The sequence below is a fragment of the Lysinibacillus alkalisoli genome (assembly GCF_014643595.1).
Classification (GTDB): domain Bacteria; phylum Bacillota; class Bacilli; order Bacillales_A; family Planococcaceae; genus Metalysinibacillus; species Metalysinibacillus alkalisoli.
In genome coordinates, this window is record NZ_BMJT01000005.1 from 201,229 (window position 1) to 217,501 (window position 16,273).

The window sequence follows — 16,273 nt, forward strand, 5'->3', positions numbered from 1 at the left end:
GGTAAGCATTTGAAAAAGTATTTTGTATTTATTATGGTTATGGCACTGTTTTTGATAAGTGGTTGTCAAAAAGAACAGCAAGTTGATCAAGGTGAGAAAATAGAGACAAAGACAGTGAAAGTATATAAAGGAGAGGTGAATGAACCTATTAATTTAGTTCCTACAACTAAGCCATATATTAGTTTGACTTTCAATGGTATGGGTGATGAACAGTTTACGACTCAATTATTGGAAGGACTAGCACAGCAAAAAATTAAAGCAACTTTCTTCTTGCCTGCAATGCGGGTTGCCGAAAATCCTGAGATTGCTAAAAAAATTCAAGATGCAGGTCATGAAATTGAAAGCAACTTATTAAATGATATTGATTATGAACAATTAAGTTACACGGCTTTATATAAGGAAGTAAGTTTAGCTAATCAGGTTTTTGAGGAGCATTTAGGTATTACACCACAATTTGTTAGAACAAGGTCTGGTGAAGTGAATAAAGACTTACTGAAAATTGTAGCGCAATTAAATATGAAGCGAGCGGTAGAAGCCTTTATTAATCCATTAGACCGGAATATGCAGGGAGCTGAAGAAATAGCGAATTATGTGAATAAATATGTGACAAGAGGCAGTGTTATTATGTTGAATAATGGCATCAATCCAGCCGTTATTGAAGCGATTCCATTGATTGCAGACAATGCTAAACAATACCAATATGAATTTGTCACAATTGAACAGTTAAATCAGGAGTTAGGAGAAATTATTAATCCAAACGACATTGAGAGTTACAATGATATTAAAGTAAATGCGAATTATGAAAATGTGACACCACGTATTTTTACAACAGCAGATGTTGAACAAAAGGAAATTGCTTTAACATTCGATGATTGGGCAAGTGAACATACTATAATCAATATTTTAGATATTTTAGATAAGTATCAAATTAAATCTACTTTTTTTTTAATAGGTAAGGGTGTTGAACAGAATCCAGCGTTAGCTAAATTGATTGTAGAGCGTGGACATGAAGTAGCGAGTCATTCTTATTATCATAAAAATGTAACAACAATGACGACACAAGAAGTACAAGAAGATGTTGTGAAAGCACATAAGGCGATTACGAATGCTATTCAACAAAAACCAAAGTTATATTTTAGACCAGCAGAAGGAATTATGACAAATGAAATCGCAAAAATGATCATTGCAACAGGTTATGAAGTAGTCGCATTATATGATATTGCGTCATTTGACTGGAATCCAGAGCTAACCACGAATGAAATTGTAGAACGTGTAATGACAAGAGCAAAGCCCGGCAGTGTTGTAGTGATGCATATTATGGACAACCGTAAAACAGCAGAAGCATTACCTATTATTATTGAAAAATTAACAGCAGAAGGTTATGATTTTAAAAAAATGTCAGATTGGATTGAATCAGAGGTGCAGTGATGGCGAAAAAGAAAAAAGAAGAGGTTTTATTAAAACCTAAGCAAGAGCGACGATTATTGCCTTATGTCATTGACCCTTCGCATGTACGTACATTGTCTGACAGACGTGGCGATGATACTAAATTAACAACAGCAGAAGAAGATATTCAACTATTAGGTATTCGTTACGAAGTAGCATTTGATGTGTTAACTAAATTTGATAAACAACAACTAATAGGAAGTGCTGTAGATATTTCTACCACAGGTATTTTAGTAAAATATGATGAAGTATGGAGTAATCTTGAAATAGGTAATACCTTAAAATTAAAATTTAAAATTCCGCCAGGTACAATGCCTGAGGGGTATGAGTCAAAAGTTATTATTGAAGGCAAAGTAGTGCGTATGTTTGAAAAAGAAGATGGTTATTACATTGCGTATCAATTTGACTATCCTATCACACATTATTTAAAGCGTAAACGTTGGGGATATTCTATTGCTGTAGCTAGTTTATTTATGCTATTTGTAACATTTGTTGTTGTATTAATGCGTACAGAAAGTGTTATTTACTTTAAATATAATAAATTTTTGTATGCATATAGTATTATTGCAGCCACTTTTTTACTTAGTCGCTATTTGTTTGGTGTATTGTACAAACCTGTGAAAGTTAATCCTAATTTTGAGCCAGGTGTCACTGTTATCATACCTTGCTTTAATGAAGAAGAGTGGATTCAACGTACAATATTAAGTTGTATGAATCAAAAGTATCCCATTGACCAATTAGAAGTAATTGTAGTAGATGATTGTTCAACAGATGCTAGTGTACAAAAAGCACAAGATATTATTGCAAGAATACATGCTGAGGGTGAGCGATTTAAAACTAAAGAACGTTTAAGTTTGCATGTTTTTGAGCAGAATAAAGGTAAACGAGAGGCTATGGTTAAAGGTGTCGAGCATGCTAAGCATGATCTTGTAGTTTTTGTTGACTCAGATAGTTTTTTGGATCCTAATGCTATTCGTCAAATTGTACAACCATTCCAAGATACAAAAATGGGAGGAGTCGCAGGACGTACAGATGTAGAAAATAAATTTACCAATGCATTAACGAAATTACAGACAGTACGTTATTATATCGCTTTTCGTATTATGAAGGCAGCCGAGTCATGGTTTGATAGTGTGACTTGTTTATCTGGGCCATTATCTTGTTATCGTAAAGATTTAATTATTAAAAATCAAGAAGCATGGTTAACACAAACATTTTTAGGGCAGCCTGCTACATTTGGTGATGATCGTAGCATGACAAACTATATTTTAAAAACTCACCGCACAAGTTATCAAGACACAGCGATTTGTACAACAGTTGTACCATCAGATATGAGCGTTTTTTTGAAACAACAAATGCGTTGGAAGCGTTCTTGGTTGCGTGAATCATTGCGTGCTCTAGGTTTTATATTTAGAAAAGAACCTTTTATGGCATTGTTCTTCATTGTAGGCTTAATTGTTCCAATTGCAGCACCTATTATTGTCGTATACAACTTATTATATGTACCATTAGTACACCATGTATTTCCAACAACATTTTTATTAGGGCTACTATTAATGGCATTATTAATGAGCTTTGCACATCTCTTTTATAAAAAGAGTACATTATGGGCGTTTGGCATTATATTTGTGTTGTACTATGAATTTATTTTGCTATGGCAAATGCCTGTTGCATGGGTGACATTTTGGAAGTCTACTTGGGGTACACGTGAGACCCCTCAAGATATAGAGGCGCGTTTAAAAAAAGAGGAGCGACGCAAGAATCGAAAGTTTTTTAAAAGAAATGGACGTGATGAACAATGACGAAATCTACAGTTACGTTAAATGAAAAGAAAAAAAACAGACGTAAAGTGTATCGTGTCATTATTCAGCTCATCATTATTATGGCAGCTATTATCTTTTTTGCATCTAAAGTATTAAATTTAAAGCAATACGAAGAACCTGCTAAAGAAAAATGGATTAATCATGACGATTTCATTGCTATTTCATATTTTGGTGTAGGACGTATAGACTCACCTAAACTATTATCAAAAGAGCGATTACAAGACCAATTAAATGTGTTACACAAGGCGGGGTATGAAACGGTCTCACAGCAAGATATTAAAAATTTTTATGATAAGTCACAGCCATTACCTGATAAAGCTTTATTCTTAAGTTTTGAAGATGGACGTAATGACTCTGCATTATTTTCACAGCCATTGCTAGAGAACTATAATTACAAGGCCTCAATGCTCACATATGCCAATCGTTTAGGTGATAAGGATCATAAATTCCTTCAACCTAAAGATTTAAAAGAAATGGAGAAAACAGGTTACTGGGAAATGGGGACAAATGGTTATCGTTTAAGTTACATTAATATTGTGACAGATAAAAAACGTTATCTAGGTGAAAAGGCAGAAAAGGAAATTCCAAATAAGATGGCAATCGAATATTATAATCACTATTTAATGGATTTTATTCGAGATAAAGATATGATACCTAAAGAAAATTATGATGAAATGGCACAACGCATTACAAAAGACTACGATTTAATGCAAAAAGAGTACAAAGAGCAAATGGACGAAGTGCCACAACTCTATATGATTATGCATGCTAATACGATGTATAATTCCATGCATGAACTTGTAGAAAAAGTAAATGATAAGAATATTAAACGTTTATTTAGCTTGCATTTTAATCGTGATGGTTATGCAAAGAATACGAAAAGAACATCTCCATACAATTTAACACGATTACAAGTAAATCCAAGTTGGTCGATGAATCAATTTATTATGCGTGTGAATGATGGGCTTAAGCATAAGATTGAATATGAGCATGGAGATATTGAGCAGTATAAGCAGTGGCAAGAGAAAAATGGTGTGGCACAATTTGATGGGAACCAAGTTATTTTAACAACAAAACCAAACAAGGTAGGCAGTCTTACTTGGAAGGAAGAAAAACTAAAAGATGTACAAATTGAAGCCACAGTAAAAGGGAAAGTGATGGGTGAACAATCTATTATCTTACGTCAACAAAATGATGATGAGTATATTCGTGTAGCTATAAAGAATAATAAATTACAGATCTATGAGAGTGTGCAAGCTAAAGAGCGATTATTAAAGGAAGAAAAATTAAATAAAATAAAATGGCAAGGTGAAGATTACGCTTTCTCAAAAGCACGTACGTATTCACAAATCGAAACTTTACAAGGATCATCTATTGATAAAGACGAGTATCCAAGTGGTATTGATGGTAGTCGTAAATTAAGTATCACATTACAAGGTGAAAGTTTGAGTGTGAAAGTAGATGATTTATCGCCTTTGACAACACTAGTAACAGTCCAAGATGCAGGTCAGATTAGATTAAGTGCAGCGCCTTACCAGAAGAAAACAGCCAAAGAAACAAAACATGAAGAAAAATTAATTTATGATGGTGTGTTTGAAGATTTGGTAATTAAAAGTAAGGAACAAGAAAAATATACGATGAAGTATTCAGGTACAGATTTAATAACGAACGAAATAAAAAAGGCTTGGAATGGTACTTTAACAAAAATAATGGAGTGGTTTTAAATGAAACGATTTGGCTTCATTCTTATGATAAGCTCATTACTTTTTTGTGTATCATGTATGAGCTTTGAGGAGTCAGCTACTCAAAACGTCAGTGCAAAGACATCTCAGTTATCAGCATGGGTAGTGGACTGGGATTATGAAAAAAGCTATACAGAAGCTATGCAAATGAATCAATTAAGTAGTATACAATTATTTGGTTTGTATTTTGATCATAAAAATAAATTTTATGAAACCGAAGATTTTAAACATTTAAAAAAACGTGCCTTTGAAGATCAAATGCAACAGGTATCTTTATACCTTACCGTTATTAATGACCGTTTTTTACCGAATGGTGAAGCAGTTCAAAAAGATTCAGCTATTGTATCTACAATTGTTAAAACGAAAAAAACAAGAATGGCTTACATTCAACAACTTGTTGATATTGCAATAGAACAAAATTATGCAGGTATTGAAATTGACTTTGAAAAAGTAAAAGATAGTGACTCACACAAACTAAAACTCTTTTATCGTGACTTATATAAGAAACTACAAGAACATAATAAAGCATTACGTATTGTACTAGAACCATCAACGATATCAAAACAAAAAGACTATGTGAAAGGGCCTGAATATGTCATTATGGCATATAATTTGTATGGTTATCATAGTGGACCAGGCCCAAAAGCAGATTATGAATTTATTGAAAAATTAATGAAAGATAGCAATCATATACCTGGTAAAGTTACTGTTGCATTTGCTACAGGAGGATTTGATTGGTCGCAAGGTGAAATAACAGGTATTACAGAGCAAGAAGCGATTAATAGAACAGGTAAACATAAAGTAACTCGTGATGCCAAAAGTGGTGCTTTACACTTTACTTACAAAGACGAGTATAATAACAATCATGAAATATGGTATGCGGATGAGGAAACGTTAAAGGGCTGGATGTTACATGCTAAGCAATTAGAAGCTGTTAATATTGCCATTTGGCGCACTGGTGGTTTAAGTGAAAGCACATTGAAAAACATCACAAAATGATATTGGCAGGGGCGTAAATCATACGTAAATCGCGTATGGTTTACGCTTTTTATATTGTGAGAAAATAAAGACTTTTTAAATAGACTAGGATCTATGGGAGAAGTATGGTAAATTACTACTTACAGTTTATGTACAGTTGTTTTTTTCGGGAGGACATTTAAAGTGAAGAAGATTGGCTTACTCGGTCGTATTATTATAGCGATTGCATTAGCAGCAGCATTAGGCACATTTATGCCAGTATTTATTGTACGATTATTTGCGACCTTCAATAGTATTTTTGGTCAATTTATTGGCTTTGCGGTGCCATTAATTATTATTGCATTTATTGCACCAGGCATTGCTGAGTTAGGTAAAGGAGCTGGCCGATTATTAGGGATATCCACGCTACTCGCTTATATATCTACTATTGTGGCAGGTTTCTTAGCCTATTTTGCAGCAAGTACTTTTTTACCACGCTTTTTTGAAGGGACAAATGAAAAAGTAGCTGAACCTGGTGAAGGGTTAGTTACAGCATTTTTTGATTTTGGTATTGAACCTTTAATGGGTGTGATGACCGCTTTAGTATTTGCTTTTGTTATTGGTATTGGCATGGCAGCAATCAAAGGAGATGTTATGCAGCGTGGCTTTAATGAGTTAAAAGAGATTGTAGAGAAAATTATCTCAGTTGTCATAATTCCATTATTGCCTATTCATATTTTCGGCATCTTTTTAAATATGACATATGCGGGTGAAGTAGCGCGTATTTTATCGATATTTGCTGTTGTATTTGTTTTAATTATTTTATTACATTGGTTGATGTTATCAGCGCAATATACAGTGGCTGGTGTAATGACAAAACGCAATCCCCTTTTATTGCTTAAAACGATGTTACCTGCTTATTTTACAGCGATTGGAACACAGTCGTCAGCGGCAGCAATCCCTGTAACTTTACAACAAGCGAAAGAAGCAGGTGCAAGTGATAAAGTAGCAGGTTTTACAGTGCCATTATTTGCAACGATTCATTTATCAGGTAGTATGATTACGTTAGTGACATGTTCGATTGGTGTTTTAATGATGAATGATTTACCGATTACGCTAGGCGTGTATACTCAATTTATTTTTATGCTAGCTGTCACAATGATCGCCGCACCAGGCGTACCAGGTGGTGCAGTAATGGCAGCGCTAGGTGTATTAGGTAGCATATTAGGTTTTGACGAAACGATATTAGCTTTAATGATGGCTCTTTATTTAGCACAAGATAGTTTTGGTACTGCCACAAATGTAACAGGTGATGGTGCATTAACATTAATAGTAGATCGTATTGCTAAGAAGGCGTAATCTGTAAATATAAAAAGAGGCTGGGACATAACTCAATGTTGAGGAGAAATATAAAATTTAAGTAATAATTTTTCGGCTAAATGAATCACTTAATGTACTTGAAAGCAAAAAATGTGAGGCGATTTTAAAAATCGCCTCACATTTTTTCTTTTGTCCTAGCTTCTTTTTTGCTTTAGAAAGAACGGCATAATAAAGGTAGCATATTTGCTATTTTAGCGTCTAAATTGGGCAAGGTGTGTAAAGAATTCTTGGACAAATTGTAAGAACACTTGCTCTGACGGGGCTAACTCCCGATTATTAGGTGCAATAATACCAACAGAGCGCTCAATAATAGGCTGGGTAATATTTAATTTACTCGTTAGTGGGTCATTGCCAACAATTGAACTCTCAGGGAGCAATGTAACGCCCATACCTGCAGCAACAATGCCTTTTAAGGCATCTAAATCTTCACCTTCTGAAGTAATATTAGGTATAAAGCCAGCTTGTTTACAACTATCCGTAGCTAGTTGTCTTAAAACATAACCTTCTGGAAATAATACAAAGTCCTCATTATGCAGAGCCATTAAAGGGATTTGCTTATTTTTGGCTAAAGAATGCTGAGACGATACTAAAGCACAAATTTTTTCGCTAAAGAGTACAGTGGAAGCAATATCAGGTTCGTGTTTTGGTAGTGGGCCTAAAAAAGCTAAGTTGAGCTCTCGATTTTTCACAGCATCAATTAAAAATTTATAAGAGCCTTGGCGTAATTGAAATGTAATGTCTGGATATTGTTTTTTAAAAGCAGAGATGACACTTGGCATCACATTGCTAGCCAAACTAGTTGGGAAACCAACTTTAATAGCACCTTGCGTGGGGTCTAAAAATTCATCCACTTGCTTTACGGCAACATCAATAGCTTTTAGTGCATGGACAGCATGTTCATAAAATATTTTGCCAATCACCGTAAGACGGACATTACGCCCTACCCTCTCTAATAAAGCTGCACCTAACTCAGCCTCTAAATTTGCGATTTGTCGACTAACAGCAGACTGCGCTACTTGAAGTGCTGTAGCCGCATCTGAAATATGCTCACGCTCAGCCACAGCTACAAAGTAACGCAATTGACGTAACTCCATACTTTCACCTCTTTACTATTATCGTAAAAGGAAAGAAGGATTTTGTCGAATCATTTATGCTGTTACATCACGCTTGATAAAGTCAAAGAAGCTAATAGCGATAAAGATAGCACCCGTAATAAGTAAAATCATTACAGAAAAAGTGGTACTTGTATCAACTAAAGGGTTACGTACATCAAGATGCGCTAACCAAATAAATTTAGCAAAACTATATTTTGAAATAAAGAGCATGATCGTAGTGCCAATGAAGGTGATAAACATTGTAATACCAATAGCAAGTGCACTAGAACGAAAGACACTACCTAATAAGAAAGCTAATAATGTAGACATGATAACACTAATATAAGCATAGGCGGTATTGAGTAATGCTGTTGTCCAAGGATTTGTCTTTACTACCTCATCATCTACAACCGCTAACATAGCACCGTCACTTGACGAAAAGAAAGCATAAGCACAAATGACAACAGTCACAAAAGAAATAACACTTAAAAATATACTATATAAAAAAGTGATGCTTAATTTAGCTAATAAAATTTTAGCGCGGCTAACAGGGCGTGTTAAAAGCATCTTGATGGTGCCTTGTGTAAATTCACTTGATACAATGCCACCTGCGACAATCGCCGTAAATAATAAAATCATCATTGTCATAGAAGCGTTCGTATCTAAGAAGCTTTCTGTTGTCATTGTTGTGGTTGGAGGAGCAACGTCGTGATCTAAGCGATATTGTGCAACCATAATGCTGTCTTGTATTTCTTTGTTATGTGGTTCTTCATTTAAATTGGCTTTTAAAGCGACTAAGTCTTCCTGAACGCGTTCACGCCAATCTCCAGTATCTTTTTCTGTTGTTGTTACTGTGACGCCATTAGCATCAGGTTGTGAGGCGGGCATATTATTTAAGCCTCTAGACAATGCAGCCACAGCTACAATACTTAAAATTAAAATACATGTCATAATCCATGTTGATTTTTTGCGCCAGATTTTCATCCATTCATTTCTCATTAAATTAAACAATTGCGCCACCTCCTGTTAATGCTAAAAACTCATCTTCTAATGTTGTGTGTTGCATACTAATGCTATAAATCGCTATACCTTTAGCAACGAGGTTAGCTATTAATGTTGGCACCTCTTGTTTTGTAATCGCTAAAATGTATTGGTCATTTACTTTTGTGAACTCAATCTGTAAATCATGCAGTGCTGTGTCAGCATCAACGGCTTCAAGCACATAATGTGTAGCAGTCTCTTGCTGTTGTAACTCACGAATATCAATGATTTTTCCCGCTTGAATAACAGCAATGCGGTCACACATTAATTCCATCTCAGCTAATAAATGGCTAGAAACAAGTATGGCAACACCTTCTTGCTCTGCAATGAAGCGTAAATAATTACGGAACTCATGAATTCCAGCGGGGTCTAAACCATTCGTTGGCTCATCTAAAATAAGGAAATTAGGACGATGTAATAATGCTTGGGCCAAACCTAAGCGTTGACGCATACCTAACGAATAGGTACTCACTTTTTCGTGAATGCGATTTTCTAAACCCATTTGTTGAATGACTTCATCAATGCGTTCTTTTGTGATGTTTTTATGCATACGTGCAAAGTGCTCTAGGTTTTTATAGCCACTTAAAAATTTGTACATTTCAGGATTTTCAACAATAACGCCAACTTGACTAATTGCCTCCTCGTACTGGCGATTTAAATCATGCCCATTAATGATGATGTCACCACTTGTTGGTTTCATTAATCCTACAATCATACGAATAGTGGTTGTCTTACCAGCGCCATTAGGCCCTAAAAAACCTGTTATAGTGCCAGGATATAAATCAAGATTAACGTTGTCGATAATTTTCTTGTTTTTAATTGTTTTAGATAAGTTTTTTAATTGAACGATAGGTTCTGTCATCGTATTTCCTCCTATTGATGTTGTGATTTCAACCATGCTACAGCATCTTTTTGTAATTCATCTCGGATATCTTCTAATGTTTCATAAGCAATAATTTGTTGATCCTTAATCACCATCAATGCATCTAATACTGGCTCAACTTCGTATATTTCATGTGTGGACAGGATAATGGTTTGTGTGTCAGGTTCAATAAACTGAATTAACCCCCGTATCAAGGATTCTCTAACCATAGGATCAAGTCCAGAGAATGGTTCATCCATTATATAATAAGGAACATTTCTGCCTAGTGTGGCTGCCATTTTAACAAGTGCTCGTTTACCTTTCGACAGCTTTTGTAACTTCGCAGTGGTGCTTACTTGTAAGTAATCAGCCGCCTGTCTCGCTTTTTCGATTGAGAAGTCTGCGAATTGTGATTGATAAAAGGTAAATACCTCTTCTCCCGTATTATCTGCATAAAATAAATCAATATCCGGCAAATAGGCAAATTGTTTGCAACTTGTGCGAGTTACACGGTCTTCATACAATAAAATCTCCCCCGTATCTGGTTGAAGCATGCCTGTTAATAAACGAATAAAGGTTGATTTGCCACAGCCATTTGCTCCAGCAATGCCAATAATTTTACCAATAGGGAACTGTGCAGTAATATCTTTAAAAATAAGTTGTTTGCGATAAGAGAAGCTTACATTTCTAACGTGTAACACTATTTTGTCACCTCTTTTTGAATGGCTTCAATCATTTCGTCTTTTGTAAAGCCTAATGCTGTAATATCCGTGAAAAATTGCTCGATTAAACGTAGCTTCATATTTTCTCGTAATGTAACAATAGCGGCATGGTTTTCTGTTACAAAAGTACCTTGCCCTCTTTTCGTCTCTGTTAACGCCATCATTTCAAGCTCCTTATAAACGCGTTGTATTGTATTAACATTTACACCTGTTGTAACAGCATATTCGCGTACCGAAGGCAATTTATCACCAGGTTGTAATGTACCTTCGATTAACTCTCCACATAATTTATCCGTGATTTGTAAATAAATAGGACGGTCGCGTACAAAATCCATAGTCATCTCACAAGCACCCTCTCTAAGCATCTTGTCCCTATAATAAAGAGCACAACGGGCACAACGATACTTTCTATAAGAGAGCCCATATACATGTGAGTGCCAAATGCGATCACGTCATTTGAAGAAGTATTGAGTTTTTGCAACAGAGTAGAATGTTTAATTAACCAAGGTTGGATATCCCAAAACTCTGTGAGCCCAGCAAAGAAAGAGCTATATAAGTAAATGAAAAACAGAAAAATGATTAAAGTGAACACAAGAGATAAAAATTTATTCATATAACGCAAAATAAACAAATAACATATGTACGCCACCAAAAAAAAGGGAAGTGAGCTCATAAAAATGAGTGTCAATAAAGCTAAACAAATAATGGTCATAGTGATACTTTCACTTATTGTCAAAGAGACAATATGAAAGAGAGCATAATTGATAACTACTGTTGGCAATAAAATGACACAGAGAAAAAATAAACTGTTAGCTGTTATTTTTGGTAATACAAGCTGTGTAATAGTAGCAGGTGTATGCAACCAAATATCTTTTTGACGTGTATCCCGATTAAATGATTGTATAAACAATACAGTAGCGATAAGAAACAATGTAAAAAGTATAAGAAATGATAAAGGTAATAGCCCAAACGAAGCGCCCTTTTCAATGGAGATATTTTCGTTAGTAATGATTTTAAAAGTTGCGAAAAATAATATCGCTGATATGGCAACTGTTATCATAATGGGCCATTTATAATGTTGAAAATCCTTTTTAAACAAAGCATGAAGCAATGAATTCTCCTCCCGTTCGAGTGTTATAGTTAGATAGTACACTGTTACACGATAATGTGTCAAATGATTTTAAATGAAATTTATTCTCAATTAGAAATTTAATAATGAAAATCATAAGCGTATTTTCTCAGTATTGCGATTACAAGTAAAACTGACAAAAATCTCGTAAAAGTATTTGAAATTCTTATTTTTATTCATTTTTTTTATGTAAAAAGCAATGGTTTGCAACTGAGAGTGTTTTCAGTTAGAATTAGAATGATAATAATTTAGGGATGGGAAACCATTTCATGAACAGACTATGGAGGTATTGTTAATGTCAACTTTAGTAATTACAGATCTTCACGTTGCAATTGACGGAAAAGAGATTTTAAAAGGCGTAAACTTAACCATTAATACAAACGAAATTCACGCAATTATGGGACCAAACGGAACAGGTAAATCTACACTTGCTTCAGCAATTATGGGTCACCCTAAATATGAAGTAACATCAGGTTCAATTGAACTAGATGGCGAAGATGTGTTAGAAATGGAAGTTGATGAGCGTGCTAAAGCAGGGTTATTTTTAGCGATGCAGTACCCATCAGAAATTGCAGGCGTAACGAATGCCGACTTCTTACGTTCAGCAATTAATGCTCGTCGTGAAGAGGGCGATGAGATTTCACTAATGAAGTTTATCCGCGAATTAGATAAAACAATGGCATTCCTTGAAATGGATGAGGATATGGCACAACGTTACCTGAATGAAGGTTTCTCAGGCGGTGAGAAAAAACGTAACGAGATTTTACAATTAATGATGATTAAACCTACTTTCGCTATTTTAGACGAAATTGACTCAGGACTAGATATTGATGCGTTAAAAGTAGTATCAAAAGGTATTAACGAAATGCGTGGCGAAGGTTTCGGTTGCTTAATGATTACTCACTATCAACGTTTATTAAATTATATTACACCAGACCACGTTCACGTGATGATGCAAGGTAAAGTTGTAAAATCAGGTGGGGCAGAACTAGCACAACGCTTAGAGACAGATGGTTACGAATGGATTAAAGAAGAATTAGGTATTGAAGACGAAGTAGAACAAGAAGCTTAATAAGGAGGACGAAAGAGCATGACAGTTGAAACGAAATTAGCTGTAACAGCAAACGATGTGCGCTCGTTCTCTGAAGCAAATAGCGAGCCAACATGGTTTACTACGTTACGTGAATCGGCGTTCGCACAAGCAGCTGACTTAGCAATGCCAACACCAGATAAAACCAATATTTCTAAATGGGACTTCACGACTTTCCCAACATGGACAGTAGATAGCGAAGCAGTAGCCGCTGTAAGTGAATTACCAGAAGATATTTCCGCGTTAATTGATGACAATCAAGAAAACGTTTATGTACAACGTAATAACACACCAGCATTTATTAAAGTCTCTCAACGTCTAGTAGACCAAGGTGTTATTTTTACAGATATTTTTACCGCAGTTCGCGAGCATAGTGATTTAGTACAAAAATATTATATGAGAGAAGCAGTAAAAGTAGATGAGCATAAATTAACAGCTCTTCATACAGCATTATTAAATGGCGGCGTATTTGTGTATGTGCCACGTAATGTCGTTGTTGAGCAGCCACTTCAAGCTGTGTTTTTACACGATAATGATCAAGCATCATTATTTAACCATGTATTAGTTGTAGCTGAAGAAAGCGCAGCTGTAACGTATGTTGAAAACTACGTATCAACAGTAGAAGAAGCTAAAGGTCAAGCCAACATTATCGCAGAAGTAATAGTAGGCGACAACGCACAAGTAACTTATGGTGCTGTAGACGTTTTAGCAAAAGGCTTTAACACATATGTTAACCGTCGTGCACATGTTAAACGTGATGGTAAAATGGACTGGGCATTAGGTTTAATGAACGATTCAAATACAATTGCAGAAAACATTACACATCTTGTAGGGGACAACTCTAACGGTGAAACGAAGATGGTAGTAGTGGGCCGCGGAGAACAAAAGCAAAACTTTACAACGGAAGTACGCCACTGGGGTAAAGATTCTGCAGGGCATATTTTAAAGCATGGTGTAATGAAAGAAAGTGCACAATCCATCTTTAACGGTATTGGTAAAATTGAGCACGGTGCAACACGTGCAGATGCACAACAAGAGTCACGTGTATTAATGCTTTCTGAAAAAGCACGTGGTGATGCTAACCCGATTTTATTAATCGATGAAGATGATGTAACAGCAGGTCACGCAGCTTCAGTTGGTCGCGTAGACCCCCTACAGCTTTATTATTTAATGAGCCGTGGTATTACAAAAGAAGAAGCAGAACGTTTAGTTATTCATGGATTCCTTGCGCCAGTTGTAACACAACTGCCAATTGAAGGCGTTAAAAAGCAGCTGACGGAGGTTATTGAAAGGAAAGTGCGCTAATGTTGAATCATAAAGAGATACGAAGCTATTTCCCTATTCTTGACCAAGAAATTAATGGACATCCACTTGTCTATTTGGATAGTGCAGCTACAGCACAAAAGCCAAGACAAGTAATAGAAGCCATCGAGCATTATTATAAAACAAATAATGCTAATGTTCACCGTGGCGTACACACATTAGGTAATCGTGCTACAGATGATTATGAAGGAGCACGTGATAAAGTACGTAAATTTATCAATGCGGCATCCACAAAAGAAATTATTTTTATGCGCGGGACAACAACAGCTTTAAATACAGTGGCATCTGGTTATGGTCGCCAAAATATTCAAGAGGGTGACGAGATTGTCATCACATATATGGAGCACCATTCTAACATTATTCCATGGCAACAATTGGCTAAGGAAAAAGGCGCTGTATTAAAATATATTGATTTAGAAGCCGATGGTACGATTTCTTTAGAGAAAGTACGCGCTACCATTACTGCTAAAACCAAAATTGTTTCAATGATGATGGTATCTAATGTGCTAGGTACCATTAATCCAATTAAAGAAGTAACGAAGATTGCGCATGAAAATGGTGCTATTATGGTTGTGGATGCTGCACAAACAGCGCCACACTTAGTGATTGATGTACAGGATTTAGATTGTGATTTCCTTGCATTTTCAGGCCATAAAATGTGTGCACCAACAGGCATTGGTGTTCTTTATGGTAAACAAACTTTACTCGAGAATATGGAGCCAGTAGAATTTGGCGGTGAGATGATTGACTTTGTAGGTTTATATGAGTCAACATGGAAAGAGCTCCCTTGGAAGTTTGAAGGGGGCACACCAATTATCGCTGGTGCCATCGGTTTAGGTGCAGCTATTGACTTCTTAGAAGAAATCGGGCTTGATAACATTGCACAACATGAACACCAATTAGCTCGTTATGCCATGGATGAATTAGCTACAATTGATGGCTTAACGATATTTGGACCACAAGACGAAATGAAACGTTGTGGGCTTGTGACATTTAACTTAGATGATGTGCATCCACATGACGTTGCGACGGTTTTAGATATGAATGGCATTGCTGTTAGAGCAGGGCACCACTGTGCACAACCATTAATGAAATGGTTAGATGTTACAGCAACAGCACGAGCAAGTTTCTATTTATACAATAATGAAGAAGATATTGACGCGTTAGTTAAAGGCCTGCGTGTAGCGAAGGAGTATTTTAACGATGTCTTTTAATAATTTAGACCAATTGTATCGTTCGGTTATTATGGATCACTACAAAAATCCACGTAATAAAGGCGAGATTGATGAGGGCGCCGTAACGATAGATATGAATAATCCAACATGTGGTGACCGTATTCATTTAACTTTGCAAGTAGAAGATGGTATCGTTAAAGATGCCAAGTTTGATGGCGAGGGATGTTCAATCTCTATGTCATCAGCTTCTATGATGACACAAATTGTTAAAGGTAAGACGGTTGAAGAAGCGGAAGAACTAGCAGATATCTTTTCAAAGATGATGCTAGGTGAAGAGTTTGATGAAGATAAATATGACCTTGGTGATGTTGAAGCATTGCAAGGGGTAGCGAAATTTCCTGCACGTATTAAATGTGCTACCTTAGCTTGGAAAGCAATGGAAAAAGGAGTTAAAGCAGAGTAATAATACTGCATTCGCACTTTCTAAAT

Annotated in this window: 14 protein-coding genes; 9 read left to right on the forward strand and 5 right to left on the reverse strand. The window is 35.7% G+C overall.

Annotation, left to right across the window (positions count from 1 at the left end; all coding sequences use genetic code 11):
* The first annotated feature begins 9 nt into the window (after window positions 1-9).
* The 5 genes from IEW44_RS09185 (at window position 10) to IEW44_RS09205 (ending at window position 7,327) form a co-directional block, all read left to right on the forward strand.
* Window positions 10-1,428, forward strand: a complete 1,419-nt coding sequence (locus IEW44_RS09185; RefSeq protein WP_188614750.1) for a polysaccharide deacetylase family protein — start codon at window positions 10-12, stop codon at window positions 1,426-1,428.
* The gene (locus tag IEW44_RS09190) at window positions 1,428-3,248 is read left to right on the forward strand and encodes a glycosyltransferase (RefSeq protein WP_188614751.1); all 1,821 of its coding nucleotides are present in this window, start codon (window positions 1,428-1,430) and stop codon (window positions 3,246-3,248) included. The genes IEW44_RS09185 and IEW44_RS09190 overlap by 1 nt, the downstream gene beginning before the upstream one ends.
* Entirely contained in the window at window positions 3,245-4,993 is a 1,749-nt protein-coding gene (locus IEW44_RS09195) for a polysaccharide deacetylase family protein (RefSeq protein ID WP_188614752.1), read from the forward strand. The genes IEW44_RS09190 and IEW44_RS09195 overlap by 4 nt, the downstream gene beginning before the upstream one ends.
* Window positions 4,994-6,010 carry a glycosyl hydrolase family 18 protein gene (locus IEW44_RS09200; RefSeq protein WP_188614753.1) on the forward strand — a complete coding sequence of 339 codons (1,017 nt, stop codon included), beginning with the start codon at window positions 4,994-4,996 and terminating at the stop codon, window positions 6,008-6,010.
* Between the two features lie 162 nt (window positions 6,011-6,172).
* Entirely contained in the window at window positions 6,173-7,327 is a 1,155-nt protein-coding gene (locus IEW44_RS09205; RefSeq protein ID WP_188614754.1) for a dicarboxylate/amino acid:cation symporter, read from the forward strand.
* A 212-nt stretch (window positions 7,328-7,539) separates the two neighbouring features.
* Here the strand turns inward: IEW44_RS09205 and gltC are convergent, their stop codons facing one another.
* The 5 genes from gltC to IEW44_RS09230 are packed head-to-tail and all read right to left on the reverse strand — an operon-like array spanning window position 7,540 to window position 11,408.
* Window positions 7,540-8,442 (reverse strand): glutamate biosynthesis transcriptional regulator GltC, encoded by a 903-nt coding sequence (gltC, locus tag IEW44_RS09210; RefSeq protein ID WP_188614755.1) that lies wholly within the window; start codon window positions 8,440-8,442, stop codon window positions 7,540-7,542.
* A 54-nt stretch (window positions 8,443-8,496) separates the two neighbouring features.
* On the reverse strand, window positions 8,497-9,453 hold the full coding sequence (locus IEW44_RS09215; RefSeq protein ID WP_188614756.1) for a DUF2705 family protein: 957 nt from the start codon (window positions 9,451-9,453) through the stop codon (window positions 8,497-8,499).
* Window positions 9,446-10,345 (reverse strand): ABC transporter ATP-binding protein, encoded by a 900-nt coding sequence (locus tag IEW44_RS09220; protein WP_188614757.1) that lies wholly within the window; start codon window positions 10,343-10,345, stop codon window positions 9,446-9,448. Before IEW44_RS09220 ends, IEW44_RS09215 begins: the two co-directional genes overlap by 8 nt.
* A gap of 11 nt (window positions 10,346-10,356) precedes the next feature.
* Window positions 10,357-11,046, reverse strand: coding sequence for an ATP-binding cassette domain-containing protein (locus tag IEW44_RS09225; protein WP_188614758.1), 690 nt, complete (start codon window positions 11,044-11,046; stop codon window positions 10,357-10,359).
* Complete coding sequence (locus IEW44_RS09230) at window positions 11,046-11,408, reverse strand: GntR family transcriptional regulator (RefSeq protein ID WP_188614759.1); 363 nt, start codon at window positions 11,406-11,408, stop codon at window positions 11,046-11,048. Before IEW44_RS09230 ends, IEW44_RS09225 begins: the two co-directional genes overlap by 1 nt.
* Window positions 11,409-12,485: 1,077 nt before the next feature.
* Between IEW44_RS09230 and sufC the strand changes: the two genes are divergently transcribed.
* From sufC to sufU, 4 genes are read left to right on the forward strand one after another with little or no spacing between them, the layout of a single operon-like run.
* Entirely contained in the window at window positions 12,486-13,268 is a 783-nt protein-coding gene (gene sufC / locus IEW44_RS09235; protein WP_188614760.1) for a Fe-S cluster assembly ATPase SufC, read from the forward strand.
* Between the two features lie 18 nt (window positions 13,269-13,286).
* Entirely contained in the window at window positions 13,287-14,591 is a 1,305-nt protein-coding gene (gene sufD, locus IEW44_RS09240; RefSeq protein ID WP_188614761.1) for a Fe-S cluster assembly protein SufD, read from the forward strand.
* Window positions 14,591-15,823: a cysteine desulfurase gene (locus IEW44_RS09245; protein ID WP_308421636.1), complete on the forward strand. Its 1,233-nt coding sequence runs from the start codon at window positions 14,591-14,593 to the stop codon at window positions 15,821-15,823. The genes sufD and IEW44_RS09245 overlap by 1 nt, the downstream gene beginning before the upstream one ends.
* Complete coding sequence (gene sufU / locus IEW44_RS09250; RefSeq protein ID WP_188614762.1) at window positions 15,813-16,247, forward strand: Fe-S cluster assembly sulfur transfer protein SufU; 435 nt, start codon at window positions 15,813-15,815, stop codon at window positions 16,245-16,247. The genes IEW44_RS09245 and sufU overlap by 11 nt, the downstream gene beginning before the upstream one ends.
* Window positions 16,248-16,273 lie beyond the last annotated feature (26 nt).

Coding starts and splice junctions, on each gene's coding strand:
- IEW44_RS09190 (WP_188614751.1), top strand. CDS start 1,428: ATGGCGAAAAAGAAAAAAGAAGAGGTTTTATTAAAACCTAAGCAAGAG.
- IEW44_RS09195 (WP_188614752.1), top strand. CDS start 3,245: ATGACGAAATCTACAGTTACGTTAAATGAAAAGAAAAAAAACAGACGT.
- IEW44_RS09200 (WP_188614753.1), top strand. CDS start 4,994: ATGAAACGATTTGGCTTCATTCTTATGATAAGCTCATTACTTTTTTGT.
- gltC (WP_188614755.1), bottom strand. CDS start 8,442: ATGGAGTTACGTCAATTGCGTTACTTTGTAGCTGTGGCTGAGCGTGAG.
- IEW44_RS09220 (WP_188614757.1), bottom strand. CDS start 10,345: ATGACAGAACCTATCGTTCAATTAAAAAACTTATCTAAAACAATTAAA.
- IEW44_RS09230 (WP_188614759.1), bottom strand. CDS start 11,408: ATGACTATGGATTTTGTACGCGACCGTCCTATTTATTTACAAATCACG.
- sufD (WP_188614761.1), top strand. CDS start 13,287: ATGACAGTTGAAACGAAATTAGCTGTAACAGCAAACGATGTGCGCTCG.
- IEW44_RS09245 (WP_308421636.1), top strand. CDS start 14,591: ATGTTGAATCATAAAGAGATACGAAGCTATTTCCCTATTCTTGACCAA.
- sufU (WP_188614762.1), top strand. CDS start 15,813: ATGTCTTTTAATAATTTAGACCAATTGTATCGTTCGGTTATTATGGAT.